The sequence below is a fragment of the Jeotgalicoccus marinus DSM 19772 genome (genome assembly GCF_000425825.1).
In the GTDB taxonomy this organism is placed as follows: domain Bacteria; phylum Bacillota; class Bacilli; order Staphylococcales; family Salinicoccaceae; genus Jeotgalicoccus; species Jeotgalicoccus marinus.
Genome location: NZ_AUEE01000005.1, coordinates 141657 through 168059, shown reverse-complemented (window position 1 = coordinate 168059; position 26403 = coordinate 141657). Strand labels below are relative to the sequence as shown.

Annotated in this window: 26 protein-coding genes; 20 read left to right on the top strand and 6 right to left on the bottom strand. The window is 36.4% G+C overall.

Going from position 1 to position 26403, the window contains the following annotated elements; all coding sequences use genetic code 11:
• Positions 1-19 precede the first annotated feature (19 nt).
• Positions 20-3442, bottom strand: coding sequence for an LPXTG cell wall anchor domain-containing protein (locus tag H624_RS0103530; protein WP_026866367.1), 3423 nt, complete (start codon positions 3440-3442; stop codon positions 20-22).
• A gap of 160 nt (positions 3443-3602) precedes the next feature.
• On the bottom strand, positions 3603-3863 hold the full coding sequence (locus H624_RS0103525; RefSeq protein WP_026866366.1) for a DUF2627 domain-containing protein: 261 nt from the start codon (positions 3861-3863) through the stop codon (positions 3603-3605).
• A 207-nt stretch (positions 3864-4070) separates the two neighbouring features.
• Here H624_RS0103525 and H624_RS0103520 point away from each other — a divergent pair, with 207 nt between their 5' ends.
• The 8 genes from H624_RS0103520 to H624_RS0103485 all read left to right on the top strand — a co-directional run bounded on the left by H624_RS0103520 (position 4071) and on the right by H624_RS0103485 (position 12352).
• On the top strand, positions 4071-4979 hold the full coding sequence (locus H624_RS0103520; protein ID WP_035855882.1) for a phosphate acyltransferase: 909 nt from the start codon (positions 4071-4073) through the stop codon (positions 4977-4979).
• 19 nt (positions 4980-4998) lie between these two features.
• Entirely contained in the window at positions 4999-6099 is a 1101-nt protein-coding gene (locus H624_RS0103515; RefSeq protein ID WP_026866364.1) for a Leu/Phe/Val dehydrogenase, read from the top strand.
• Positions 6099-7175 carry a butyrate kinase gene (gene buk, locus H624_RS0103510; protein ID WP_026866363.1) on the top strand — a complete coding sequence of 359 codons (1077 nt, stop codon included), beginning with the start codon at positions 6099-6101 and terminating at the stop codon, positions 7173-7175. The genes H624_RS0103515 and buk overlap by 1 nt, the downstream gene beginning before the upstream one ends.
• Positions 7175-8590: a dihydrolipoyl dehydrogenase gene (lpdA, locus tag H624_RS0103505; protein WP_026866362.1), complete on the top strand. Its 1416-nt coding sequence runs from the start codon at positions 7175-7177 to the stop codon at positions 8588-8590. Before buk ends, lpdA begins: the two co-directional genes overlap by 1 nt.
• A 14-nt stretch (positions 8591-8604) precedes the next feature.
• Positions 8605-9600 carry a thiamine pyrophosphate-dependent dehydrogenase E1 component subunit alpha gene (locus tag H624_RS0103500; RefSeq protein WP_026866361.1) on the top strand — a complete coding sequence of 332 codons (996 nt, stop codon included), beginning with the start codon at positions 8605-8607 and terminating at the stop codon, positions 9598-9600.
• Complete coding sequence (locus tag H624_RS0103495) at positions 9593-10576, top strand: alpha-ketoacid dehydrogenase subunit beta (RefSeq protein WP_026866360.1); 984 nt, start codon at positions 9593-9595, stop codon at positions 10574-10576. Before H624_RS0103500 ends, H624_RS0103495 begins: the two co-directional genes overlap by 8 nt.
• Before the next feature lie 14 nt (positions 10577-10590).
• Positions 10591-11838, top strand: coding sequence for a dihydrolipoamide acetyltransferase family protein (locus tag H624_RS0103490; protein WP_026866359.1), 1248 nt, complete (start codon positions 10591-10593; stop codon positions 11836-11838).
• Between the two features lie 76 nt (positions 11839-11914).
• Positions 11915-12352 carry a BrxA/BrxB family bacilliredoxin gene (locus tag H624_RS0103485; protein WP_026866358.1) on the top strand — a complete coding sequence of 146 codons (438 nt, stop codon included), beginning with the start codon at positions 11915-11917 and terminating at the stop codon, positions 12350-12352.
• A gap of 46 nt (positions 12353-12398) precedes the next feature.
• Here H624_RS0103485 and prli42 read toward each other — a convergent pair whose 3' ends face one another.
• Entirely contained in the window at positions 12399-12500 is a 102-nt protein-coding gene (prli42, locus tag H624_RS12540; RefSeq protein WP_156889134.1) for a stressosome-associated protein Prli42, read from the bottom strand.
• An 83-nt stretch (positions 12501-12583) separates the two neighbouring features.
• On the opposite strand from prli42, the gene H624_RS0103480 reads away from it, so the two are divergent.
• Positions 12584-13708, top strand: coding sequence for a M20/M25/M40 family metallo-hydrolase (locus H624_RS0103480; RefSeq protein ID WP_026866357.1), 1125 nt, complete (start codon positions 12584-12586; stop codon positions 13706-13708).
• 75 nt (positions 13709-13783) lie between these two features.
• On the opposite strand, the gene H624_RS0103475 is transcribed toward H624_RS0103480, so the two are convergent.
• Positions 13784-14629: a helix-turn-helix domain-containing protein gene (locus H624_RS0103475; protein ID WP_026866356.1), complete on the bottom strand. Its 846-nt coding sequence runs from the start codon at positions 14627-14629 to the stop codon at positions 13784-13786.
• A 95-nt stretch (positions 14630-14724) separates the two neighbouring features.
• Between H624_RS0103475 and rnz the strand changes: the two genes are divergently transcribed.
• Positions 14725-15651: a ribonuclease Z gene (gene rnz / locus H624_RS0103470; RefSeq protein WP_026866355.1), complete on the top strand. Its 927-nt coding sequence runs from the start codon at positions 14725-14727 to the stop codon at positions 15649-15651.
• Here rnz and H624_RS0103465 read toward each other — a convergent pair.
• Positions 15602-16546, bottom strand: coding sequence for an alpha/beta hydrolase (locus H624_RS0103465; RefSeq protein ID WP_051220463.1), 945 nt, complete (start codon positions 16544-16546; stop codon positions 15602-15604). The two genes, rnz and H624_RS0103465, sit on opposite strands and share 50 nt — an antisense overlap.
• 120 nt (positions 16547-16666) lie before the next feature.
• Between H624_RS0103465 and H624_RS0103460 the strand changes: the two genes are divergently transcribed.
• The 4 genes from H624_RS0103460 (at position 16667) to deoB (ending at position 19814) form a co-directional block, all read left to right on the top strand.
• Positions 16667-17212 (top strand): NUDIX hydrolase, encoded by a 546-nt coding sequence (locus H624_RS0103460; RefSeq protein ID WP_026866353.1) that lies wholly within the window; start codon positions 16667-16669, stop codon positions 17210-17212.
• Positions 17213-17293: 81 nt separating this feature from the next.
• Positions 17294-17752, top strand: a complete 459-nt coding sequence (gene fur / locus H624_RS0103455) for a ferric iron uptake transcriptional regulator (protein ID WP_026866352.1) — start codon at positions 17294-17296, stop codon at positions 17750-17752.
• Positions 17745-18632, top strand: coding sequence for a site-specific tyrosine recombinase XerD (gene xerD / locus H624_RS0103450; RefSeq protein ID WP_035855877.1), 888 nt, complete (start codon positions 17745-17747; stop codon positions 18630-18632). Before fur ends, xerD begins: the two co-directional genes overlap by 8 nt.
• Before the next feature lie 9 nt (positions 18633-18641).
• A complete protein-coding gene (deoB, locus tag H624_RS0103445) occupies positions 18642-19814 on the top strand; it encodes a phosphopentomutase (RefSeq protein WP_026866350.1) in 1173 nt (390 codons plus the stop codon).
• Positions 19815-20336: 522 nt separating this feature from the next.
• On the opposite strand, the gene H624_RS0103440 is transcribed toward deoB, so the two are convergent.
• Positions 20337-20870 carry a DUF309 domain-containing protein gene (locus H624_RS0103440; protein ID WP_026866349.1) on the bottom strand — a complete coding sequence of 178 codons (534 nt, stop codon included), beginning with the start codon at positions 20868-20870 and terminating at the stop codon, positions 20337-20339.
• A gap of 21 nt (positions 20871-20891) precedes the next feature.
• Here H624_RS0103440 and H624_RS0103435 point away from each other — a divergent pair, with 21 nt between their 5' ends.
• The 6 genes from H624_RS0103435 (at position 20892) to ccsB (ending at position 26391) form a co-directional block, all read left to right on the top strand.
• Positions 20892-21602 (top strand): segregation and condensation protein A, encoded by a 711-nt coding sequence (locus tag H624_RS0103435; protein WP_026866348.1) that lies wholly within the window; start codon positions 20892-20894, stop codon positions 21600-21602.
• Between the two features lie 2 nt (positions 21603-21604).
• Positions 21605-22132, top strand: coding sequence for an SMC-Scp complex subunit ScpB (gene scpB, locus H624_RS0103430; RefSeq protein WP_026866347.1), 528 nt, complete (start codon positions 21605-21607; stop codon positions 22130-22132).
• A 5-nt stretch (positions 22133-22137) separates the two neighbouring features.
• Positions 22138-22860, top strand: coding sequence for a pseudouridine synthase (locus H624_RS0103425; protein WP_026866346.1), 723 nt, complete (start codon positions 22138-22140; stop codon positions 22858-22860).
• 109 nt (positions 22861-22969) lie between these two features.
• Entirely contained in the window at positions 22970-23500 is a 531-nt protein-coding gene (gene resA, locus H624_RS0103420; protein ID WP_026866345.1) for a thiol-disulfide oxidoreductase ResA, read from the top strand.
• Positions 23501-23510: 10 nt separating this feature from the next.
• Positions 23511-25175: a cytochrome c biogenesis ResB family protein gene (locus H624_RS0103415; protein WP_051220461.1), complete on the top strand. Its 1665-nt coding sequence runs from the start codon at positions 23511-23513 to the stop codon at positions 25173-25175.
• A 10-nt stretch (positions 25176-25185) separates the two neighbouring features.
• Positions 25186-26391, top strand: coding sequence for a c-type cytochrome biogenesis protein CcsB (gene ccsB / locus H624_RS0103410; protein ID WP_026866343.1), 1206 nt, complete (start codon positions 25186-25188; stop codon positions 26389-26391).
• Positions 26392-26403 lie beyond the last annotated feature (12 nt).

The window sequence follows — 26403 nt, the reverse complement described above, 5'->3', positions numbered from 1 at the left end:
TAGTCACATAGACCTACATTTATTTCTCATCACCAGATTTTCTTCTTCTAACTAAGAAGCCTAGGCCTAGTGCTGCAAGTAATGCTGCAAATACAGTTGTGCCTTGTTCATTAACACCTGTATTTGGTAACACTGCTACTTGATCATCTGTAGTTTCTACCACTGGATTACTATCTTTCTGCGTATTTTCTTTTACTTCATTTTTAGATATAGACCCTTCAGCCTGATCAACTTGACCTACATTTTCTGTGTAGACTTTAGAATGAGTATTTGTACCATCAGATGGATCTCCACCATGTTTTTCAGATGTTGGTGGGATAATAGTGTTTTCTTTGTTAGATTCACCGTAAACTACAGCATATTGACTGAAGCTAGAAGTTTCAAATACGACATAGTCATCGTCAGTTCTGAATGAAATGGCCTCTAGCGTTTCACCTATATCCCCTAGATAATATAGATTTGATACATATCCATTAGCAGGTAGGTAAACTGTAACAGGGTTGTTCAAGTTATATAATGAACCATCACTATTTAGAATATGAATATCATATAAATCATGTGTTGCATCAATGGCATTTGAAGGATTAAGTACAGTTACTTCTAACTGCTTGCCAACTAGCTCATCAGACATACTATAAACTCTAATAGCAGTATCTGGATCTTCTAATGAAGATGAAACATCATCAGTTGCTTCACCATTATCATCATCTAAGTCAGTTGATTCATCTCTTCCTACAACTTCTTCAGATTCATCATCTGATTCATTATCTCCATTACTTGGTTGTTCTGGTTGATCTTCAGTACTGTCATCAGAGATATTATCACTATTTGAATCATTTGGAGACTCGTCATCTGAGCCATTTTCATCATTACTATCACTCGGTGAATCTACTTCAGTACTATCATCAGAATCATCGTCTCTTTGATTCTCATCTGTAGATGTATCTTCATTCGAATCATCAGCAGATTCATCGTCATCATCAACTGGTACTTCAGGTGTAGAGTCATCTCCTGACTTATCAGTGCTTTCGTCGTCATCTTCTTCAGGTGCCTCTGGAGTAGAACCATCATCTGAGTTATCAGTACCTTTATTGTCATTTTCTACTGGTGCTTCGGGTGTAGAGCTGTTGCCTGAGTTATCAGTACCTTCGTCGTTATCTTCTTCAGGTACTTCAGGGATAGAGTCATCACCTGAATTATCAGTACCTTCATCGTTATCTTCTTCAGGTGACTCAGGAGTAGAATCATCACCTGAGTTATCAGTAGCTTCATTGTCATCTTCTACTGGTGCTTCTGGAGTAGAATCATCATCTGAGTTATCAGTACCTTCATCGTCATCTTCAATTGGTGCTTCTGGTAGTGCTGATGTGGCAACATCACCTGCATACATCCAGCCGATTGTTGACCCGTCTGCGACATTTTCAAGTAGGTAGTATTCTTCATAATTGTAAATTTCAGAGCGAACCACTCGAACATCTTCTCCTAAGTAGTTGCTGGCATCGGCAGTTTTAACATCTGTGATACTTTCATAAATCCCTCTATTTTGGTTAGTGATACTTCCGGCAAGATTTGATTTATCTCCTTCAAAAGTAGGCATATAAATGCTTGGCGTAGTGACTTTATTATAGAGGTTGTTGTAACGACCTTGGATTAAGCTAATCACATCTTCATAAGCATATCCATGTGATTGGAAATATTCATATGGGTCAGGTGAAGCTGTTCCACCTAAAATGTTTGAAACTTCTACGTGAGACCATAATGTACCATTTCCTGAACTATCCGCTCTTTCAGCTGGAAGTTTATATTTATAAAGTAGATTAGCAATATAGTCTGCGTAGTTATTAATTGATCTTGCGAAGTCATGTTGGTTATCGTGTCGTACAAGTTCTACTTGTAAATGAATTTCATTTGATACAGGACCCGCACCATAAGCGAGATAATCTGTATTTGCAACTTGAATGATGTTATCAGCATCTACAAAGGCATGTACAAAGGCATTTTCCCAATTCTCGGACATGTAACTAATCTCGCCATGTATCGTTGAGTTATCATTACCAACATCATGTAACACCACACCTGAAGGTTGGCCAACTTTACCGTTTTCAGCCTCCCATCCAATGTTAGATTCATAAGCATATTGAGGTAGATGATCAATAATATCGTATTGAATTTCTGCTACTTCAAAATTATTTTCTGCAATATAACTATTAATATCCGTAATTGCTTGAGACATTGACATTGCACTCATTGTGCTAAAGACCTGATTCTCATCAATCTCAACACCATGTTCATCTTCAACGGCTTGTGTCAATTCCTTCAGTGTTTCTTCATCAGCTTCAATATTGTCAGCATTTTCTTCTATTAACGCTGTACGTTCCTCAGCAGATTTATTTTCTAATTCATTCGTAAGTGTTTCAGAATCATATTTATATGTAGCTTCTTCTGATTCGTCAGTTGCTGATTTGTTGATCTCTACATCTTCAACTGTCTCTTCAATTTCTTCAGCTTCTTCTATTGATTCTTCAATATTTGTATCAGTTTCATCTATTTTTGTAGCATCAGTAGCTTCTTCTGATTCTGGATTACTTTCTTCTTTTGAGGTTTCTACAGTCTCTTCCTCAGTAGATTCATCTGATTCTACGTTTTCTTCTGCTTTAACTTCAGGGGTAGACTCAGCGTTTTCTTCTAGAGTTTCTTCAACAGTTGAATTAGCGATTTCTACTTCTGTAGTATCCGTTTCTTCTTCAGTTTCCGTATTATTTTCTTCCTGTGAAGGTGCTTCATTTACTTCCTCTGAAGTTGCTTCTGAATCAGCAATTTCTGATGTCACTTCTTCAACATCTTGTGCTGGTTCTTCTACTGGCTCACTTACAGTCGTTGAATCTGAGTTTTCTTCTGTGGTTTCTTCAACAGTGGTTTCTGTACTTTCTAATGTAGTATCCGTTTCTTCTTCAGTCTCAGGATTACTTTCTTCTTGTGAAGGTACTTCAGTTACTGCCTCAGTAGTCACTTCTGATTCTTGAAAAGCTGCTGTTACATTTTCATTAGTGGACGCCGTGTTTTCAACAGTTTCTTCTTCACTTTGGACATCTTCTTCAACCGTTTCTTCTTCCGCTGTCTCATTAGTCTCTGACTCAGTTGACTCTAACTCGTCAACATCTTCATTAACTTCACTTTCTTCATCTTCAAATGTGATTTCTTCGTCTGATTCTAGAGTTTCTTCTGTATTTACTTCTTCAACAATTTCTTCAGAATCGTCACTTTCATCCGTATCGTCATCTGCTAAATTATCAACTTCACCGTCTTCTTCATAGTAAGTTTCTAAATTTTGTTCGTAACTTTTCTCTTCTTGATCAATCTCATCTGCACTAGCGACCATCGTTGAGGCAAGTAAACTTGTAGAAAGTAGGGTTGGGATAATTAAACGATTCTTGTACTTCATTAAAAGTAACCTCCATCAATTAATTTATAAGGCAATTATAGAAGAGTAAAGTCACAAAATTATCAAAATTTACAGAATTTAATACAATTGTAATATAAAAATCCCCCAAAAGTTACAATTAACATACTCGTCTGTAACCGTTGGAGGCCATAAAAAACTATTAATTTGTCTCGTCATTTTCTTTACGTTTTTTTAAAAATCTTTCTTGTGCACGTTTATTTTTTCTTTCTCTGTGAAGGAGGTAACCCCCAATGAACCAAACACCAACAATAGTCATAATTAAACCAACTATAAATTGGAGGGCTGTATAAGTAAAGGGATCGATTACGATACCGAATATGCTGTCTCGCATCAATTTGATTCCGACCCCAGCAATTATAAATGGGATAACAAGTATTAATAAAGCGATAATTTTCTGCATTAACATGCTCCTAATCTAAAATACTAGTTATATTATACATTAAATAATGGCTTAAAAATTTAAGAATTTATGAAATTATTAGGTCTAATATTCTTAATAATTAAACATTCGTAATACACTTTTCTTTTATATATTTTAAAGTTATCCTTAATGTAAAGGCTTACAAAACAATGGATGATACAAGCGTTTTATCTTAAATATTGTATAATGAATGAAGGAGGGATTTTTATTAATTTTGACAGCATGTTAAATCACAACAGGAGTCCTTCTCAGTCTATAGCTTTGGTTCGTGCAAACTCAAATGAGCTCTTAGAAATAGTCAGAGAAACAGTCGAAAAACATGAAATAAAATGGCACCTCTATGATGATGAATCGTTATTAGTGAATTCATTTAAAGATATGGGTTTTGACTATCAGTCCTACGACATAGAATTACATGATGTTAAAGAGGACACCGAAGCTGCTGGCCTAGCTGCTAAAGATATTCACAGTGGTCGGGCCAGTGTGTTAATGAAAGGATTAATATCGACAGGAACAATACTCAAAGCAGTGCTTAATAAGGAATTAGATTTATTAGATAAGAAGGTACTATCACATGTTGCCTTATTCGACATACCGACGTATCACAAGCCTATTATTATCAGTGATGCAGCTATGAACATTGATGTCGACAATGAAAAGAAAGTTAATATTATAGAGAATGCAATAGAGGTCGCAGAAAATCTCAATATCAATAAACCAAAAGTAGCCTTAATTTCTGCAGTTGAAAAAGTGAATGAGAAGATTCATTCTACAGTCACAAATGATACAATTGTAAAAGCTGATTTATTTTCAAATGCGATCGTCGATGGACCAATGTCATATGACTTAGCAATGTCAGCTACTGCTAGTGAAATTAAAGGCTATAAATCTGAAGTTGCAGGTGATGCGGATATTCTCATCATGCCTCACATTGATGCAGGCAACGTTTTATTTAAAGCATTAACAGTATCAGCTGGTGCACATAGTGCGGGTATAATTACTGGTTTAAAAGTCCCATTTGTACTCACATCTCGGGCAGATACTAAAGTAGAAAAATACAATTCAATCAAACTCGCACTACAAATGCTCAACTAAATTTAGGAGGATGTTTAAGATGATATTTACGGAAATGGAACATGGGGATTACGAACAACTTGTATTTTGTCAGGATAAACAAAGTGGCTTAAAGGCGATCATTTGTATACATGATACAACACTCGGTCCAGCCCTTGGAGGTATTAGATTTTGGAACTACGATAAGGAAGAAGATGCAATCACTGATGTGTTAAGACTTGCTAAGGGCATGACATACAAGAATGCTGCAGCAGGCTTAAACCTCGGTGGTGGTAAAACAGTAGTAATCGGTGACGCTTCAAAAGATAAGTCTGAAGCCTTCTTCCGTTCTTTAGGACGTTACATTGAAAACCTTGGTGGTCGTTATATTGCTGCTGAAGACGTCGGTACCACAGTATCAGACATGGACTACATCTTCCAAGAGACTGATTATGTTTGCGGAATTTCTGAGGCATACGGCTCATCTGGTAACCCGAGCCCATTTACAGCGCTTGGATTATTCCGAGCAATGCAGCGTACTGCTAAAGAAGCATTTGGTAGTGATGATCTTTCAGGAAAAACGATCTCCGTTCAAGGCGTCGGAAACGTTGCTTACAGCTTATGTGAGTTACTACATGAATCAGGAGCAAATTTAATTGTTACAGATATTAATGAAAAAGCAGTTCAACGAGCTGTAGATAACTTCGGTGCTAAGGCAGTAGGTTTAGATGAAATATATAGTGTAGATGCTGATATCTTTGCACCGTGTGCACTTGGTGGAATTTTAAATGATGACACGATACCACAACTGAAGGTTAAAGCAGTATGTGGTAGTGCAAACAACCAGCTATTAGACATTGAGAAACATGGACAAATGTTAACGGATGCAGGAATTATGTATGCGCCAGATTATGTCGTTAACTCTGGTGGGGTAATCAATGTTGCTGATGAGCTAGAAGGTTATGACAAAGAACGTGCGACATCTAAAGTTAACAATGTATACAATCAAATCGACAAAATTTTTACGATAGCAAAAGAGCAAAATATCTCACCTCAACACGCAGCTGATCATCTTGCTGAGAGTCGCATTGAAGCCATTCAAAACGTCAAAAGTGTCTTCACTCAAAAAGATAAAAATATTCTAAGTGGTAGAAGAAAATAATGTCTATTTTAACATTAGTAATCAATCTCGGGAGCACGACTACAAAAGTCGCGCTCTACCGAGATTTATCTTGCCTAGAAGTTAAGACCTACTCGCATGACAAGGCTCTAATTTTAATGCCTCTCATAGACCAAAAGTCAGTTCGCTTTGACACAGTGATGGGCTTTTTACGAGAGTGTAATGTAACTGCAGAAGAGTTGGATATCGTCTCAGCACGGGGTGGCCTATTAAGACCCATTGAAGGCGGCACTTATTTAATTAATGAAGAAATGTTAGATGACCTCATTTCTAAGAGATACGGTGATCATGCTTCTAATCTAAGTGGTATACTCGCCAATGAATTTACAAAACAGTACGGTATTAAGGCAGTAATTACTGATCCTGTTGTCGTGGATGAACTGTGTGACGAAGCAAAATATACAGGTTTAAAAGGTGTTAGAAGAACATCAATCTTCCATGCACTTAATCAAAAAGCAGTCGCCAGAAAATATGCAGATTCAATTGATAAAAACTACAAAGACTTGAAGCTTATTGTCGTACATATGGGCGGAGGTATTACTGTTGGTGCTCATAAACACGGCAAGGTTATCGACGTTAATAATGGTTTAAATGGTGACGGACCAATGAGTCCAACACGTGTCGGTTCAGTTCCAGTCAATGCACTATTGAAATATAAAGCCGATAATAATTTAAGTGATGAAGCAATTATTTATACTGCTTCTAAAGCAGGTGGCTTAATATCCCACCTTGGTATAGAAGATGTACGCACTGTCGTTCAAAATATTGAAAATGGAGATAAGCATAGTAAAGAAGTACTTGATGCAATGATTTACCAGATTGCCAAAGAAATCGGCGGAAAAGCTGCCATTCTAAAAGGGCAGGTTGACCAAATCATCTTAACAGGTGGAGTCAGTTATAGTGACTATGTTATCAATGGCATTAAAGAATATATTGCCTACATTGGACCAGTGACCGTTTACCTAGGTGAATTGGAGATGGATGCATTAGCCTACGGTGCATACTCCGTAATTCAAGATAATAACAAGCTAAAATACTATAAAGCAGGTGGTCAATAATGACTAAAAATTACGATACCGTCGTAATCGGTGGTGGAACAGCTGGCTATGTGGCATCAATTAAACTCAGTCAACTTGGTCAGAGTGTTGCTGTTGTTGAAAAAAGTAAGCTCGGTGGTACTTGTTTGAACCAAGGATGTATTCCTACAAAAAGCTTTTTAAAGAGCGGAGAAATGATAGAGAATATGAAAACAGCATCTCGTTTTGGTTTAGAGAATCATACACCATCTTTTGATATTAAAAATATTAATAGTGTAAAAGACAAGGTTGTAAACCAGATGCAAAATGGCATTAAATACTTACTTGATAAGAATAAGGTGGATGTAATTGAAGGTACGGCAACGATTCTTGGGCCCTCACTTTTTTCACCGCTTGCCGGTGCAGTCAGCGTATCCTATGAAGATGAATCTATGGAAAGTGAAGTCCTTGTCAATGACCAAGTGATTATAGCGAGTGGTTCAAGGCCAATAGAATTACCATTCCTTTCATTTGATCATAAGGTTGTCCTATCTAGTAACGACTTAATGCATCTTGAAAATATACCCAAAAAAGTTGCACTGATTGGCGGCGGCGTCATAGGCGTTGAATTTGCGACTATCCTATCATCTTTCGGTAGTGAAGTGACTTTAATTGAAGCGGCTGACCGACTCTTAATTCAAGAAGAAAAAGATGCTTCAAAAGCAGTTGAAAAATCCTTAAAAGACAAAGGTGTCAGAGTGTTAACCGGTCTTACACTGGATCCAGACGATATAGAGATTAAAGATGACCATGGTGAAATAGTGGTGAATGGTGAAAAAGAAAGCTATGATAAAATTATCGTTGCCGTTGGAAGACAACCTAATACAGATCAACTCGGCATTCAAAATACGAAAGCTCAAGTGACTGGTAAAGGTACGATTGAGGTTAATGAGTACTATCAGACTAAAGAATCTCATATTTATGCCATCGGAGATGTTATAAATACGCCTCAACTTGCACACGTTGCGATTGAAGAAGCGGTTATCGCTGCAGAGCATATAGCAGATCAGAAATTACTGACTTTGGACTATAATAAAATCCCTAGATGTGTCTATACCTCACCAGAGATTGCATCAATTGGTATGACCACTGAAGCTCTAAAAGAGAATGGAATAGATTTTAAAAGCCATAAGTTACCTTTACAAACAATCGCAAAAGCTGTGATTGAAAATGGTGGAGAAGGTTTTATAAAGCTAAATGTTTCACCATCAGGTGATATTTTAGGCGCGACAATTGTCGGTGCACATGCGACTGAGTTAATCAACAGTATATCTATTGCAGCATTTATGAATGCATCAACGCTAGAATTATCTAGTGCAACATTTGCGCATCCATCAGTTGGTGAAATCATAAAAGAAGTCGGACTCGATGCAGAAGACATCGCAATCCATGTATAGGAAGGTGAGACATATTGTTATCACATAAAGAAACAGATTTAACTGAATCGGATTTAAAAGAAATGTATAAATTAATGGTCTTATCAAGGCGACTAGATGAACGTATGTGGTTGTTAAACCGTGCAGGTAAGCTACCCTTTGTTATTTCTTGTCAAGGTCAAGAGGCAACCCAAGCTGGTACTGCCTTTGCTTTAGATAAGGAAGTTGACATTCTAAGCCCTTACTATAGAGATCTAGCCTTAGTGACACACTTCGGTATTACACCAGAAGAAACGATGTTATCTGCCTTCGCAAGAGGTGCTGATGTACAAAGTGGTGGACGTCAGATGCCTGGACACTTTTCTAAAAAGGAAAGTAATATTTTAACTCAAGGTTCTACCGTAACGACTCAAGTGATTCATGCTGTAGGTGCGAGTTACGCCTTTAAAATGGATGGTAAAAAAGCAGTTGCCTTAACCACTTTAGGGGAAGGTTCAACTTCTCAAGGGGATTTTCATGAAGGCTTAAACTTCGCAGGTGTCCACGATTTACCATTTATATGTCTAATTGAGAACAATAAGTATGCCATTAGTGTACCGACAAGCCTTCAATATGGAGCAGAAAAGTTGTCTGACCGTGCAATTGGTTATGGTATGCATGGTGAACAAGTAGATGGTAACGATCCAATTGCGGTATATAAAGTAATGAAAGAAGCCCGTGAACGTGCTATTAACGGCGATGGTGCTTCCTTAATCGAAGCCTTATCCATTCGATTAACCCCACATTCTTCTGATGATGATGATAAATATAGAGATCCAGAAGAATTAAAGAAAGATAAGAAAAATGATTGTATAGACTCGTTTAAAACATATTTACTAAGTGAATCTATCGTAGATGAGTCTTGGTTAGAAGAATTAGAAAAAGAAATTAAAGAAACTGTCAATCAAGCAACAAAAAGAGCTGAAGCTGCACCTTATGCAGAACCAGAATATGCGCTTAAACACGTTTATGAGGAGGTAAACAATGGCTAAATTGTCTTATCTCGATGCTATAAAAGATGCATTATTTACTGCCATGGAACAAGACGATGATGTTTTTGTACTTGGAGAAGATGTAGGTAAAAAAGGTGGCGTTTTTAAAGTAACGGAAGGCCTACAAGAAAAATTTGGTGAAATGAGAGTTTTAGATACGCCACTTGCCGAAAGTAATATTGCAGGAACTGCCATTGGGGCAGCGATGGTGGGCAAAAAACCAGTCGCTGAAATTCAGTTTGCAGAATATATTTTACCTGCAGTCAATCAAATATTAAACGAGGCTGCTAAAATTAGATACCGTTCAGACAACGACTGGAATGCGCCACTTGTCATCAGAGCACCATTTGGTGGTGGAATTCACGGCGCACTGTATCATTCACAGTCCATCGAATCAATTTTTGTTTCTACACCAGGTCTAAAAGTCGTTGTGCCATCGAATCCTGCCGATGCAAAAGGTTTATTAATGGCTGCCATTAAAGATAACGATCCGGTCTTATATTTTGAACACAAGAAAGCTTATCGTCTCTTAAAAGGTGAGGTGCCAGAAGGGGAGTATATCGTACCTATTGGACAAGCGAATACTGTCCGGAGCGGGGATGATATTACCGTCATTACTTATGGCTTATGTGTTAATTATGCTGTACAAGCTGCTGAACAGTTATCTAAAGATGGATATGAAGCAGAGATATTAGACTTACGAACATTGTATCCACTTGATAAGGAATCAATTATTAAAGCAGCTTCTAAGACAGGTAAGGTGCTACTTGTAACAGAAGATAATTTAGAAGGTAGCGTAATGAGTGAAGTTTCTGCAATCATCGGTGAAAATTGCCTCTATGATTTAGACGCACCAATTACGCGATTAGCTGGTCCTGATGTACCATCTATGCCATATGCACCACCTATGGAAGACTTCTTTATGATGAACCCAGAAAAAATATACAATAAAATGCTCACACTAAGTGAATACTAGGGAGTGAAATAATGATTGAAATTACGATGCCTAAATTAGGGGAAAGTGTCACAGAAGGTACAATTGAAAATTGGTTGGTCAAAGTTGGGGACCATGTCAATGAATATGATGCAGTATGTGAAGTTAACACGGCAAAGGTAACTGCAGAAGTTCCTTCTGTTTACGACGGTGTAATTAGAGAAATCCTCATTAATGAAGGTGAGACTGTAGAGGTGGGAACACCAATCTATAAAATTGAACCTGACAATGCAGCAGTTAAAGAAGAAGTTGATGAAGAAACTGATGATTCAGAGATAAATGATGTACCTTCAGAAAATAAAGAATCAGATAAAGCTAGTTCAGATAACAATTCTTCTAAACGACTATCACCTGTAGTGATGAGAATGTTGAGTGAACATGGTTTGGATGCCAATAGTATAGAAGGCTCAGGCTTTGAGGGACGAATAACTAAGAAAGATGTAGAAAAATTCATTGCTTCTGACAACCAACAGCAAACTGTAAATAAAACTGATTCAGCACCAAAAGAGACGCCTCATATATCTACACAAGAAACAGGCGTAACAGCTGGTGAGAAAATCAAGGTTAAAGGTGTTCGTAAAGAAATTGCTAAACGCATGGTACAATCAAAAACTGAAATTCCACATGCTTGGCTCATGATGGAAGTCGATGCGACAAATCTAGTAAATTTACGTAACAAACACAAGGCAAAATTTAAAGAAACAGAAGGTGTTAATTTAACTTACTTCTCTTATTTCGTTAAGATTGTTTCTGAAGTACTTAAAGATTTCCCGCTGTTAAACAGTTCTTGGGACGGTGACACAATTACAGTTCATAAAGATATCAACTTATCTATTGCGGTTGCAGACGAAGACCAGCTCTTTGTACCGGTCATAAAAAATGCAGATGATCGTTCATTAAAAGGCATCGCTAAGTCTATCAACGAACTTGCAACTAAGGCGAGAACGAAAAAGTTAACGGGTGAAGACATGGCTGGTGGTACATTTACTGTAAATAATACTGGTGCCTTTGGCTCTGTGCAGTCTATGGGTATTATCAATCAACCGCAAGTTGCGATTTTACAAGTTGAATCCATATTAAAGAAACCAGTCTTCATAGATGATATGTTAGCAGCAAGACACATGGTAAACCTATGTCTATCGATTGATCACAGAGTTTTAGATGGTCTCATGGCTGGAAACTTCTTACAAACAGTTAAACAACGAATTGAAAATATTGACCCAGATCATTCGTCAGTTTATTAACTTTACAAACTTCTTTTAGCGGTCTAGAATAAAAGTAATTACTAGACTCGTCTTGAGTCAAAAAAGGAGTTTTAGTATGGATTTAGATTTTAACCTATACATGCAAGATCTCGTTCAAAATGCTAGAAATGAATTAACTGAATCTGGGTACACAGAATTACGTACACCTGAAGATGTAGATCAAGCTTTAAATAAAGAAGGTACTGCCTTAGTTATGGTGAACTCTGTTTGTGGTTGTGCAGGTGGTATCGCAAGACCTGCTGCAATCCATTCCTTAAACTATGACAAACGTCCAGACCAATTGTTAACGGTTTTTGCTGGTCAAGATAAGGAAGCAACAGAACAAATGAGAGATAGAGCACCAGATTACTTACCTTCCTCACCATCATTCGCATTTTTCAAAGATGGAAAAATTGTCGATATGATTGAAAGACATGAAATAGAAGGTCACGAAATAATGAGTGTAATGACTGGAATTCAAGCTTGGTTTGAAGAACACGGTAAAGAAGTTTAAAAAACACCGGTTTGTGTCCTAGGATACAAACCGGTGTTTCTCATTTTTAAAATGAAGTTAAATATGAGATGCCCATCATTAGTCCTGAAACAACAATCAGTATAATCATGAACCATATGATGAATTTTTGAACGTTTTTATTTTGCATTATTCAACCATCCTCGGTATTTATTGTTATAATAACTATACATGAAGGTAAATCAACATATCAACACTTGGAGGCATTATTTTATGAATAAAGAACGTCTTACAGAGCAATTTTTAGAAATTGTCCAAATCGATTCAGAATCTGGCCAAGAAAGACAAGTGGCAGATTATTTAATCAATCTTCTTAACGAACTTGGACTTGAAGGTTTTGAAGATGACTCACAAAAGACAACCGGTTATGGTGCTGGTAACCTGATTTATACATTAAAAGGGGACAGTAACATTCCACCAGTTGCTTTCATGGTTCACATGGACACAGTAACACCAGGTAATGGTGTTAAACCACATATTGAAGATGGTTATGTTTACAGTGATGGTACAACAATACTAGGTTCAGATGATAAGGCTGGAGTCTCATCTATTATAGAAGCTGTTCGCGTTCTAAAAGAAAAAGGCATTCCACATGGTGATGTAGAAGTCATCATTACAGTGGGTGAAGAAACTGGTTTAGTTGGTGCTAAGGCTTTAGACATTCAGAACATAAAAAGTAAATTTGGTTATGCGGTTGATGGCACAGGTGAAGTAGGTACAGTGGTTAACCGTGCACCATCACAGACAAAAGTTAGAACACAAATCTTTGGTAAAAAAGCACATGCTGGAATTGAACCAGAAAAGGGTATTAGTGCAATCAACATTGCTGCTAAGGCAATTGCAAAGATGAACCTAGGTCGAATTGATGAAGAAACAACTTCAAACATTGGTACAATTACGGGTGGTCAAGCAACAAATATTGTCAGTGACCATTGCGAAATTTTAGCAGAAGTTCGTTCATTGTCTGATGAGAAGTTACAGAGTGAGACAGATAAGATTAAAACTGCTTTTGAAGAAACCGCAAAAGAACTTGGTGGTAGTGCAGAGGTTGATGTTGAATTGATGTATCCATCTCTATATGCAAAAGAAGACGATGTAGTTATAACAACTGCTTCAGAAGCGATTAAAAACATTGGCCGTACGCCTAATGTCATCAGTCTTGGTGGCGGTAGTGACGGTAATATCTTCCATGGAAATGGTGTGACGACAGCTATTTTAGGAGTTGGATACGAATATATCCATACAACAAGTGAACGCATGCCATTAGAAGAACTTTATAAAATGACAGATTTAATTGTTGAGATTGTTAAAGTTCATCATAAAAATGAAAGTAAATAAATTATAAATAGCACCGTACATTAAGTTTATAGGCCGTTAATGATGCCAAGTAACTTAATATACGGTTCTTTAATTTTAATCATCGATTGCTTGCCAAACTTGAATTTTGGTTGTTGGATCCTCAATTTCATAAGTATGTTTGATTAATTCTAATGAGAAGTCACAAGTCAAATTGACATCTTCTTTAAAGTGCCAACGTCGAAAGATGTATTTATAGACGTCCCCAATTACTGTTGAAGGATAGCCTTTGGTGTCAAAAATCTCATAGTTCATAGATTCAGTGTAAGTTTCATCAAACGGTGTATTTTGATTACTTGTGACCCCGACAAATATTTCCATTTCATCATCAATCGTTCTTTCTTGAACAAAAATACCTTTTATAAAGCCATCATTGTATTTCAAAAGTTCATCAATTAAGCCATCTCTTTCTAGGACTCTCAAAAATTTATGCTTATATTCCGGACGGTAGGTATTTAGGTCGAAATATTGAGCAATGCCAGTGAGCCTAAAACTTTCTACAAAACTTCGATATGATGGATACTTTGGTTTTTTTGATGGTACAACCTCAAAAGCAATTTGCTCAAGTTGATTCATCTCTTTAAAATAACGATCTGTTTCATGCACTGATATCCCAAATGTTTTTTTGTACATCGCTTTAAATTTTTCTAAATCTCTATAACCATAGTACTTAATAATATCAATAAGCCGGCGGTGGCCCTCATATACTTCAAATGAAATCTCAGTCAGACGACGTTTTTCCTGATATTCAGCAGGTGTCATACCAACTAGGGAAGTGAAAATGGTGAGAAAAGACTTTGGTTCTACCCCCATCTTATCTAGTACATCTGAAAAATCTATATTCTCTCTTAAATGATCTTCTATGTATACGATAAATCTTTCTACAAATCTAATAGTTTCCATATTATCACCTTTTTTAAATTGCTCATCATACCACCTAATATCATACCACAAGTCATATTGTGATATAATTAAACAAGAAAAATTGAGGTGTCAAAATGAGATTAACTGTTCTTGGATCCGGTGCAGGCTTACCGTCAAAAGATAGAAATACACAGAGCATTATTATAAACTGTGTTAGCGAATATAATGAATATATCCTTATCGATGCTGGAGAAGCCTTACAACACCAGATTCTTCATACACATATAAAGCCCGCTAAAATCAAAAATATTTTTATAACCCATCTACATGGCGATCACATATTCGGCTTGCCAGGTTTTCTATCGTCTAGGGCATTTCAGGGTGGGGCAGATATTCCTTTAACAATCTATGGACCAAAAGGGTTGGCTGAATGGTTAGAAGTTACATTTAGATTGTCTGAGAGCACTTTAAACTACCCGTTAACGATTATCGAAGTTGAAGATAAGGCTAACTACGATATAAATGGCTTTACTGTCACTGTACACGCTTTAGATCATGGCATTGAGTCCTACGCTTATTTCTTTAATGAGCACGACAAGTTAGGCGGCTTGAACAAGGATAAGTTGCTTGACCTTGGCATTAAACCTGGCCCCATATATGGACACATAAAAGCTAGTGAAACGTTCACCTTTGACGATGTTACTTATCAGTCCAAAGATTTCATTGGCGAAGATATTAAAGGCATAAAAATCGCTGTTCATGGGGATACGAGACTTATAAATAATCCACTTTATTTAGCTGATTTGTACCAAGCAAATCTCATTGTCCATGAAGCCACATTTTTAAATAATGAAATAGAAAAAGCACATGATTATTTCCATTCGGAATTAAATCAAGTGCTCCAAAATTTTAAAGATTTAAATTATCAACAGCTAGTGTTTGTTCATATTAGCAGCCGGTATACCGATCAGGATATCGAAGTTGTTAAATCACAATTACCTGACAACGTCTTTATTGCTCATGATTACTTCGAACTTCCCATCCCGCGTACTGTTCAATAAAGGATTGAACAGTGCTGCGGTATTTTTTTTGATTGCGGTTAAATGATTCTACATGATCGCCGCGTTCTGGATACCAAGCTTTTTTTGGTCCTTTCTTCTTTTTATATAGGGCTAAGGTAGATTCATACGGAATGAATTTGTCTTTTTTAGAGTGAATGAACAAAATGGGCTGCTCAATCTGATCGATGACTTTAATAGGTGAGAGTTCATAAATACTATAGTGGCTTCTAAGTTTAAGTATCAGATAGGTAAAGAACAAGACAGGTGCGGTGGCAGTCTTAGATATTGATTGATAGACAGATGTTAATTGCTCACTAAAGCGAGCAAATGACGCATCTGAAATGTAAAATTCTGCTTCATTAGAAAGCTCTCCTGCATAGAGTAACATTGTTGCAGCACCCATAGATTCACCATGAATACCGAAGCGAATATCTGACCCATATGTTTTCTTCAATCTTTCTATAACAGATTCTAAATCAAATTTTTCATAATACCCATAAGTTGAATCTATTCCACCAGTTTTCCCGTGCCTTCTAGCATCATAAACCACACAATTGTAGCCCATATCTGTAAACATATGTACATACTTACTTGAACTTATGCTGTTTTCAGATACACCATGTAGGAGGACCATCCAATGATTCGTCTCATGTGGATGGTAAAAGGTCGAGTGAATGTCGTAACCAAATTTAGACGGTATTTTCACTTCATTCTTTGGCATATTCTTTAAGACTTCTAAATTCATTCTCTTACCGCGTGTTTCTCTTCTAATTATGATTTCAATTTCTCTTAATTTGAAAAACATAATCTGACTTGATGCATAATAAGCAACAGAAGTTAGTATAGTTAACACTGATAAGATCAATATAAAAAACCAGGATTTATACTGTTTCAAATTCTTACCTCCTCACATTTCACAACAATTATTATATCATCAGTTTTAGAAATATAAATTTTTATTTTTTGACAGGGATTGTGATATATTTATAATAACTTTTACAAGGTAGGGATTATAATGACGGATGAACATTTAATTGAAAAAACAAAATCAGCGGAAGATATCTACCAAGGTAAAATCATCGATGTAAAAAAACTAACCGCAGAACTTCCTGACGGCAGTGAGGCTTTTAGAGAAGTCGTCTATCATAAAGGTGCTGTTGCACTAATCGTAAAGGATGATACATCAATGTACTTTGTCCGCCAATTTAGAATATCGACAGATGAAGTACTGTTAGAGATCCCAGCTGGTAAGGTTGAAACTGGCGAACACCCTGACGACACAGCAAGAAAAGAGCTCAAAGAGGAGACAGGTGCAACGGCAGAATCATTAGATAAATTATATGAATTTTATGTCTCTCCTGGATTTTCTAATGAATTGATTCATTTATATAGTACAAAAAATGTTTCATTTGATAATATGGAACTTGAAGATGATGAATTTCTAGACCTAGTAAAAATACCGTTTCAAGAACTAAAAACACGTATGCATAACGGTGAATTTAGAGATGGAAAAACTTTAGTTGCAGTTCACCATGTGCTCGCCGAAAAAGGTTATTTATAATAATTCTAAATAGTATTGAAAATCTTTCTCAATCATGTATAATTGTTATAAATAAGAAATTGAAATTAAGTAGGTGCTGTTGTGGAAAAACGAATAGAGAGAATTAAAGAAGCATTGCATGAGGCTCGCTATAAATTGACTCCACAGCGTGAAGTGACTGTGAGAGTCTTATTAGAAAACGAAAGCTCACATTTAAGTGCTGAAGATGTATTTATGAAAGTAAAAGATAAGTACCCTGAAATTGGACTAGCGACAGTTTATCGTACCTTAGAATTATTAAATGAATTAAATGTACTAGATAAGGTGAATTTTGGAGATGGTGTCGCACGATATGATCTTCGTAAAGAAGGTGCGAAACATTTTCATCATCACTTAATCTGTACACAATGTGGTTCAGTGGAAGAAGTAGAAGAAGATTTACTACCAGAGGTGGAGAAGATTATCGCTCATGAATTTAACTTCCATGTTATCGATCACCGTTTAACTTTCCATGGTATTTGCAGAAACTGTCAAGAGAGAGATGGCAATAGTCATGTTTAAAACGCATATTGACGAATATTTAAGGTATTTGAAAATAGAAAAAGGACTTAGTGATGCTTCTATATCTTCCTATAATCAAGATTTAAAAAAGTATAGTCAATTTTTAGAAGATCAAAATGTTACGAGGGTAGAATCAATTACTGCAGAGACTCTCGTAACTTTTTTGCAGTTTTTGACTTCAGAAAATAAGAGTGCCAAAACAATCAGACGCATGCAATCGACCTTAAAGAATTTTCATCAGTTTTTACAAATTGAACGCATCACTGAAAATAATCCGGCACTCCGCTTACAAACACCAAAAGAAGAAAAAGCTTTGCCAGTCGTCTTAACGATTGAAGAGATGGAACGTTTATTGCAGTCACCAGACCAAACGACTCAAGATATTAGAGATAATGCGATGATGGAGCTGTTGTACGCTAGTGGACTCAGAGTCAGTGAACTGATTAATTTGAATATATCTGATTTAAATTTAGAGATGGGCTTTATACATGTTTATGGTAAGGGTGAAAAAGAAAGAATTGTACCCACTACAGAATATGTTGCAAAAAAATTAACGAATTACATAAAAAATTACAGACTTAAGTTGCTAAAAGACGAAAATATCGATACACTTTTTTTAACGAATCGTGGGAAAGGTTTCACGAGACAAGGCTTGTGGAAAACAATTAAAAAGTATGTCAGAGACAGCGGTATTGATAAGAATATAACACCGCATACTTTTAGACATTCCTTTGCAACACATTTAATTGAAAATGGGGCGGATTTAAGAGCGGTTCAAGAAATGCTCGGACACTCTGACATTTCAACAACACAAATCTATACTCAAATTTCTGCAGGTAAAATTAGAGAGATGTATAAGCAGTTTCATCCAAGAAAGTAGGTAAATTTTATGTTTAAGAGAATTCATTTAATCGTGCTAGATTCAGTTGGAATTGGAGAAGCACCAGATGCTAAAGACTTTGGAGATGAGGGTACACATACCTTACGTCACACTTTAGAATCTCATCCAAATACTTTGCCAAACCTCGCACAACTTGGTTTAGGTAATATCGATGACTTACCAGGCGTAGATCAAGTTGATCAAACAACAGGTTTTTACACAAAAATGCAGGAAATTTCAAAAGGTAAAGATACAATGACTGGCCACTGGGAAATCGCTGGTTTAAATATTAATACAGCCTTTAAAGTATATCCAGATGGTTTCTCTGACAAATTACTAGACAAGATTAAAGAAGCAACAGGTCGTGGCATTGTGGGTAATAAGCCTGCTTCAGGTACGGATATTATTGAAGAGTTTGGGGAACATCAAATTGAAACAGGTGACCTGATTATCTATACTTCAAATGACCCAGTACTTCAAATTGCAGCAAACGAAGAAGTGATTCCACTTGAAGAACTCTATGATATCTGTGAAAAGGTACGTGAGATGACAAAAGATCCTGAATTCTTAGTCGGCAGAGTCATCGCACGTCCATTTGTTGGCAAGAAAAAAGGTGGGTTCAAGCGCACAGAAAATCGCCATGACTATGCCCTTAAACCTTTTGGACAAACAGTCTTAAATGCCCTAAAAGATGAAGGCAAGGATGTCATTGCGATCGGTAAGATTAACGATATCTTCACAGGTAGCGGTATCACTGACTTTGTGCGTACTAAAAGCAACGATGACGGTGTCGATAAGCTACTTTCTGTTATGGATAGAGATTTTGATGGTTTATCATTCTTAAACTTAGTGGATTTTGATGCTGAGTATGGTCATAGACGAGATCCAGTAGGTTACAGTAATGCCTTAAAAGAATTCGATGATCGTTTACCTGAAATTACTTCTAAATTAGGTGAAGATGAGTTACTCATCATCACTGCAGACCACGGTAATGATCCAACTTATACTGGTACAGATCATACTAGGGAATATGTACCACTATTAATCACTTCAGGTAAAGACTTGAATTACGGTGAAATTAATCAGTGTCAAACATTTTCTAACATCGCTGCAACGATTGCAGATAATTTCGATGTTGACTATAAAACACACGGTAAAAGCTTCCTTGGGGAACTGAAATAATGAACAAGGCAAAATACATTATTTTCTTTGGCATACTATTGATGTGTCTAATCTGGGGATTTGTTTACTGGTTTGTAATTGTATAGATAATATTGGTTTTTGATTTTGGTTTTTAGTCAGGGAGGGATCTTGTATATGAGATTCCTCTTTTTTTGGATTAAGTCCATAATTTTGTGTAATAAAGAAAAAGAGTCAAATCAGATCTCTATAGTACAATGTAGTTACCAGACAAACATTGATGGGAGAGATATGAAATGACTCAATTAAATTTTAACTTATGACTTGATATATTAATAGCACTATTTTTCAATTCTGGTGTTAGAATTATATGTATAATTGTTCTAAAAACTAAAAATACTGTCCTCCTAAAGATAATTATTGATGATTAACAAGTATAACAGGGACGTTGAGTTCTCATCACCATTCAAACACTCTAGGATAGGGACGTTGAGTTCTCATCACCATTCAAACACTCTAGGATAGGGACGACGATCCTTCATCACCATTCAAAATCAAATCAACTCAATTCACCTTATTGTTCAGTGCTTCTAAGCGTTTTTGGATCACGTCTGATCGATCTCGCATGCTGTGTTTGTGTGTGATCTGCACATTGGTTTCGAAATTTGCCAGCATTGTTGTCATAAATTGACTAAAGGAATCGAACTCGTTCTCATGCGCATTGTATAATGCCTCCCAGACCCAGTCTTGAACAGGAAATTGCATGGGCACAAAAGATTTATTGGGGATCTCTTGATAGCGCCTCTCTATTTTATTGATAAATCCATCTTCAAATCCGAATACACTCAAATCATATTGATTATCTTCATATAGTTTTAATGCGCGTTTATATGACGTTGTGGCGCCGATTACATTATCTCTTCTGTAGTGATATTCACCTGTAACAATCAAGACAATGAATACTTCAGCATCCGTTTTTGTGAAATTTTCTTTATCTTTCCATACATCTTCCATGATTTCATGGCATTCAAAGTAATCTTGCTTTATAATTAATTCGTTAAAGAATTCAATGATAGTGTTTTTATTAATTGGTATCACTCCTGAAATAGAGGTTATATAATGTCATCATATAAAGTGGAATTGGATGTTTTTGAAGGTCCTTTGGACTTACTTTTACACCTTATTAAAGAATTAGAAATTGATATATACGATATTCCTATGAAACTTCTTACTGAACAGTATATGGAATATATCAATCAGATGAAAGTACTAGAGCTCAATGTTGCCAGTGATTATTTAGTTATGGCAAGTGAGCTTGTTAAAATAAAAAGTCATATGCTACTACCTGAACCTCAGTATGTTGACGAGGAATATGAGGATCCACGTGGTCCCTTGATGACTCAACTTATAGAATATCAAAACTATAAGCAATATGCAGAGGAATTGAACAAGATGAAAGAAGAACAGAGTAAGTATTTCATCAAAGCACCGCATGATTTTTCAGATGATATGGACGAAAGGGAAGACCTAACATTTAACTTGAATGACTTATTAGACGCTTATAACAAAGTAAAGTCTCGCGTGAGCCTTTCTGAAGACGCATATGTTGTGGTCAGTCCTGATGAGTATTCAAAAGAAGATGCTGTCGCTTTTATCGATAAAAGTTTTAGTGGTCGTAAAATACTAAAAATGACTGAATTGCTTACTTTTAACGAACCGAAAACAAAGGTTGTACAAGTATTTATTACAATTTTAGAATACATCAGTCAGAACTTATATCGTATCAACACGATTACGAGTGATGATTTTGAACTTGAAAGGTTGGTTTAAGCTTGGAGAAAATTAACATTATTGAAGGGCTCTTATATATCGCAGGTGACTTAGGTTTAAGTGAAGAAGCTTTAATCATGCACGTGCCAATCACAAAGATCCAACTTGAAAATGAAGTAAATGCATATAGTAAAGAACAGTATGTTATTGAAAGACATGGGGATATGTACTATTTGAAGACGAGTCCAGAAATGGAGAAATATATTAGCCGGGTACTTGCCGATCGTCCTCAAAAGAAATTGTCCCAAGCATCTCTCGAAGTTCTAGCTATTATTGCTTACAACCAGCCAATTTCAAGAAATGGTATTGAAACTGTACGTGGCATTGCGTCAGATGGACCAATTTCAACATTGATTAATAAGGGACTAGTGAAAAAGAAGAACATTCAAGATGAACGCGCTAGTCATTTTGAAACCACCCAACACTTTCTAGAGGTATTTGGCCTTAAATCTTTAAGTGATTTACCTAGTGATGATATGATTAGTGAACAAGAAGAGATTGACTTATTCTTCAATAGTCTAAAGGAGTAAAACACATGACAAGTACACGTATTAATAAGAAAATTGCTGATGCTGGAATTACTTCCCGTAGAAAAGCAGATAATCTAATTGAAGAAGGTAGAGTAACAATCAACGGTAAAAAAATTACAGAACCTGGTATAAAGGTAACAGATAAGGACCAGGTGAAAGTCGATGGTGTCATCATTACTAAAGAAGAACCTGTGCATATTTTATACTATAAGCCAACAGGTGAAATCTCATCTGCCGAAGACGATAAAGACCGTGAAACTGTCATTGATGCCTTTGATGACATTGATGCGAGACTCTACCCAGTTGGTCGTTTAGATTATGACACTTCTGGAATCTTACTCGTCACTAACGATGGTGAGTTTACCCAACACATGACACATCCTAAATATGAAATGAATAAAACTTACAGAGTAAAAATAGATGGCGTTTTACTTCGTCATCAACAAGATGAAATGCGACGAGGTATACGTTTAAGTGATGGTAAGACAGCACCGTGTGACTTAAAAGTGATCAGAGATAAGAGTGGTAAGGACATGATTTTAGAAATTTCTATCCACGAAGGACGTAACCGACAGGTAAGACGTATGTTCGAACATTTCGGCTTAAACGTGACAAAACTCACTCGTATCCGCTTTGACTTTCTAACACTTGAAGGATTGAAAGAAGGCGACTATCGCTACTTAAAACCACATGAAGTTAAAAAGCTCATCGCTAACAGTAAAAAGTAAGTCGTAAATGTCATAATAATGTCAAACCGCCATAAAATGAGTTGTGTTATAATTGGCACTATGCACGCATTTTATAGCGGTTTTATAATATATTGAAAGGAGCCTAACTTTGAAAAAAAGTACAAGGAAAGTCGTTCGTACAGGAACGATTATTACAATAGCAGCACTATTAGGTTTAACACTTTACCTAAACTTAAGAGATGGTTCCCAAACAGTAAATGTTGGTGACGAAGCAGTGGATTTCAAGCTTGAGACGCTAGATGGGGATGAAATTCAACTATCACAACTTACTGATGAAAAAGGGGTTATCTTAAATTTCTGGGGCACATGGTGTAAACCATGTCGCGAAGAAATGCCCGATATGAACCAAGTATATAATGAAGGCCATGAAGACTATGAAATAATTGCTGTCAACGTTTCTGAAAATCCTCAGCAAATTTCACAATTTATTTCAGGCTTATCTGAAGACTTGGATTATCCGATTGCACTCGATCCAAATCGTAGTGTCACAAAGGCTTATAATATCGGCCCTTTACCAACAACAATAGCGATTAATAAAGATGGTGAAGTTGTGAAAAAACAGGAGTATCAACTAACTAAAGAGGACATACATGCCTTTATAGAGTCTTCTGTAGAATAGGATGAACTTAATGAACACTAAAGATAATAATGAAGAAGTAAAAGAAAATAAGAATGATATTACATGTAGTCATTGTGGCCATGTCAATCCACCGGGGACGCAACTTTGTCAGTCCTGCGGTAAGATGATTAATGAAAACTATGACAAGAAGAAAATTAAAGATTTAATGCGCTATGACGGTAGTGCAGTACGTTCCAAAGTGAAGTCTAAAAGTATCTTTGATAAGATTTGGAACTTCTTCACATCCATTAAGGTGGGTGTCGGTATCATTGCAATAATCGCAATTGCTGCTGCTATTGGAACAATCTTACCACAGGAATACTTTATTCCGATTGGTGCAGACCCACTAGAGCACTACACCGAACAATATGGAACATTTGGTATGTTGTATTACAAACTTGGCTTTACTCAGCTGTATTCCTCTTGGTGGTTTGTTTTACTTAACGGTCTATTGGCTTTATCTATTATTGCAGCGAGTGTCGATAGAGGTGTACCTCTATACAAATCATTAAAAAATCAACGTGCGAAAAAACACGATTCATTCTTTAGACGCCAACGTTTAAACAACAACTATGACAATGTTAGTAAAGCACCTGAAATTGTTAAATCGTTTGAAAACAAAAAATACAAATTAACTCAGGACGGGAATCATTACCTATTAGAAAAAGGTCGTTTATCTAGATGGGGCCCATACATTAACCATACTGGTTTAATTATTTTACTCATCGGTAGTATGCTTAGATTCTTCCCAGGGGTATATGTTGATGAAATTATCTACGCTCAAGAAGGTGAGACTGTAAGTGTCCCGACAACGAACGGTAAATATTACGTCAAAAACGAAAGTTTCACAATCGATACGTATGATGAGGAAAGTGGAACAGTATTTGATGAATCTCTACAAAACAACATGGAAATGACCATCAGTAACTTCCAAACAGACATTACATTTTATGAAAACCAAACAGCTGATGTTGTAGGATCATCTCCTGAGCTAGAAGAGGTTGACAAATATAGTATTAGAGTAAACCATCCTTATGTATTTGAAGATTATCAACTTTATCAATCTTCTTACGATAATTCACAGATGAAATCGATGACCTTTAGACTAGAAGATAGTGAAGGTAACACGCTAGGTGACAACTTCACGGTAGAACTTGATGACCCAGAAGATTCTTATCAAATTACCGAAGACGTTAGTATCGATATGCGTGCCTATGCACCAGATTTTTTAGAAATAGATGACAACGGTACATTGATTACGGCAACACCTGTACCTACAAACCCTGCCTTTGTATTTGAAGTAGATGATGGTGAAAAACAAGAGCTGAGCCTACTTCAAATTATGAATTCGACTGATATTACACAAGATAATGAGTACAACATTCGCTTTGTAGAAGCAGAAGATCATATGGCAAGTGTACTGACCTTGAAAAAAGACTTAGCAATGCCTTATATGGCAGCTGGCTTTATCATCTTCTTAATCGGACTCTTTATTGGTTCATATATCAATCACCGTAGAATTTGGATTAATGCAGAAGGTGACACAATGAACATCGCTGCACATACGAATAAAAACTATTACGGTATGAAGAAAGAAATGAATACAATATTAGAATCATATGAATTCGAGGCTATGAAAGATAAAGAAGAAGAGGAATCGAATTCGAAAGGATAGTGTTTAATATATGGATGCAACATTTTTATCAATAAGTAATACACTCATATTCATCGCGTTTATCATGCTACTCGTCGCACTGATTCCACTCGGTATCAGTATCAAGTCAAAGTCAAAGACCAAAAAGTATGAAAAAATTGCGCTTTGGATGATTATTATTGCCTTTATCTTAGAATTAGGCTATTTCGCTTTCCGTTGGATGGCGACGGGACATGCACCGGTATCGAACATGTATGAATTTATTGCCATGTTCTCAATCATGCTCATCGGTGGTTATCTAATTACGTACCATTACTTTAAAACTAAAATATTCGGTTTATTTGCAATACCGATTTCCTTATTATTACTTGGATACGGTAGTCTGTTCTCAACAGATGTTCAACCATTAATACCAGCACTTCAGAGTAGCTGGCTAGCCATTCACGTTATTACTGTAACCTTATCCTATGGTATACTTTCAATGAGTGCTGTAGCAGGATTGATTTACTTACTTAAAGCCATTCCTGCAGATGAAAAATCATGGCGCGCAAGATGTTTAGAAATGATAATGGTCGGATTAGTAATTGTTGCAACATATATTGTGACAACACTCGTGATGAAAGAAGTCGTCGGTTACAATGATGAATTTTACTACACAGATCAAACTGGACAACAAGTAATTGCCGAATATCATTTACCAAGTTTAATTAACTACCAGGACGCAATTCCTGTAGAACACCTTGGAAACAATGAGTTTGAACCAACTGAACATTTCCATCTAGGTATTGATTTACCTCCAGTAATTAAAGCGGACTCACTTAATACTGTCCTATGGTCAATTATTTTAGGTATCGTCGTCTATGGAATCGTTCGATTAATACTCAGAAGACGAATCTTTTCACTCTTTAAACCATTAACTAAGAAGGTCGATCTTATCTTAATGGATGAGATTGGATATCGTTCGGTTATTATCGGCTTCCCACTATTTGCTTTAGGTGGCATCTTCTTCGCTGCAATTTGGGCACAGATGGCATGGAGTAGATTCTGGGGCTGGGACCCGAAAGAAACATGGGCCTTTATTACTTTCATGTTCTATACGATTTTCCTTCACTTAAGAATTAACAGAGGTTATGAAGGTGAAAAATCTGCATGGTTAGCAGTGGGCGGTTTCCTACTTATTCTGTTTAACTTAATTGCAATCAATATGATTGTGTCCGGCCTACATTCATATGCATAATACGAAAAGAGG

Coding starts and splice junctions, on each gene's coding strand:
- buk (WP_026866363.1), top strand. CDS start 6,099: ATGTCTATTTTAACATTAGTAATCAATCTCGGGAGCACGACTACAAAA.
- deoB (WP_026866350.1), top strand. CDS start 18,642: ATGTTTAAGAGAATTCATTTAATCGTGCTAGATTCAGTTGGAATTGGA.
- prli42 (WP_156889134.1), bottom strand. CDS start 12,500: ATGCAAAATAAAAACGTTCAAAAATTCATCATATGGTTCATGATTATA.
- H624_RS0103495 (WP_026866360.1), top strand. CDS start 9,593: ATGGCTAAATTGTCTTATCTCGATGCTATAAAAGATGCATTATTTACT.
- H624_RS0103425 (WP_026866346.1), top strand. CDS start 22,138: ATGACAAGTACACGTATTAATAAGAAAATTGCTGATGCTGGAATTACT.
- H624_RS0103520 (WP_035855882.1), top strand. CDS start 4,071: ATGAATGAAGGAGGGATTTTTATTAATTTTGACAGCATGTTAAATCAC.
- H624_RS0103475 (WP_026866356.1), bottom strand. CDS start 14,629: ATGGAAACTATTAGATTTGTAGAAAGATTTATCGTATACATAGAAGAT.
- ccsB (WP_026866343.1), top strand. CDS start 25,186: ATGGATGCAACATTTTTATCAATAAGTAATACACTCATATTCATCGCG.
- xerD (WP_035855877.1), top strand. CDS start 17,745: ATGTTTAAAACGCATATTGACGAATATTTAAGGTATTTGAAAATAGAA.
- H624_RS0103525 (WP_026866366.1), bottom strand. CDS start 3,863: ATGCAGAAAATTATCGCTTTATTAATACTTGTTATCCCATTTATAATT.
- lpdA (WP_026866362.1), top strand. CDS start 7,175: ATGACTAAAAATTACGATACCGTCGTAATCGGTGGTGGAACAGCTGGC.
- H624_RS0103515 (WP_026866364.1), top strand. CDS start 4,999: ATGATATTTACGGAAATGGAACATGGGGATTACGAACAACTTGTATTT.
- H624_RS0103480 (WP_026866357.1), top strand. CDS start 12,584: ATGAATAAAGAACGTCTTACAGAGCAATTTTTAGAAATTGTCCAAATC.
- H624_RS0103460 (WP_026866353.1), top strand. CDS start 16,667: ATGACGGATGAACATTTAATTGAAAAAACAAAATCAGCGGAAGATATC.
- H624_RS0103435 (WP_026866348.1), top strand. CDS start 20,892: ATGTCATCATATAAAGTGGAATTGGATGTTTTTGAAGGTCCTTTGGAC.
- H624_RS0103485 (WP_026866358.1), top strand. CDS start 11,915: ATGGATTTAGATTTTAACCTATACATGCAAGATCTCGTTCAAAATGCT.
- rnz (WP_026866355.1), top strand. CDS start 14,725: ATGAGATTAACTGTTCTTGGATCCGGTGCAGGCTTACCGTCAAAAGAT.
- H624_RS0103530 (WP_026866367.1), bottom strand. CDS start 3,442: ATGAAGTACAAGAATCGTTTAATTATCCCAACCCTACTTTCTACAAGT.
- H624_RS0103415 (WP_051220461.1), top strand. CDS start 23,511: ATGAACACTAAAGATAATAATGAAGAAGTAAAAGAAAATAAGAATGAT.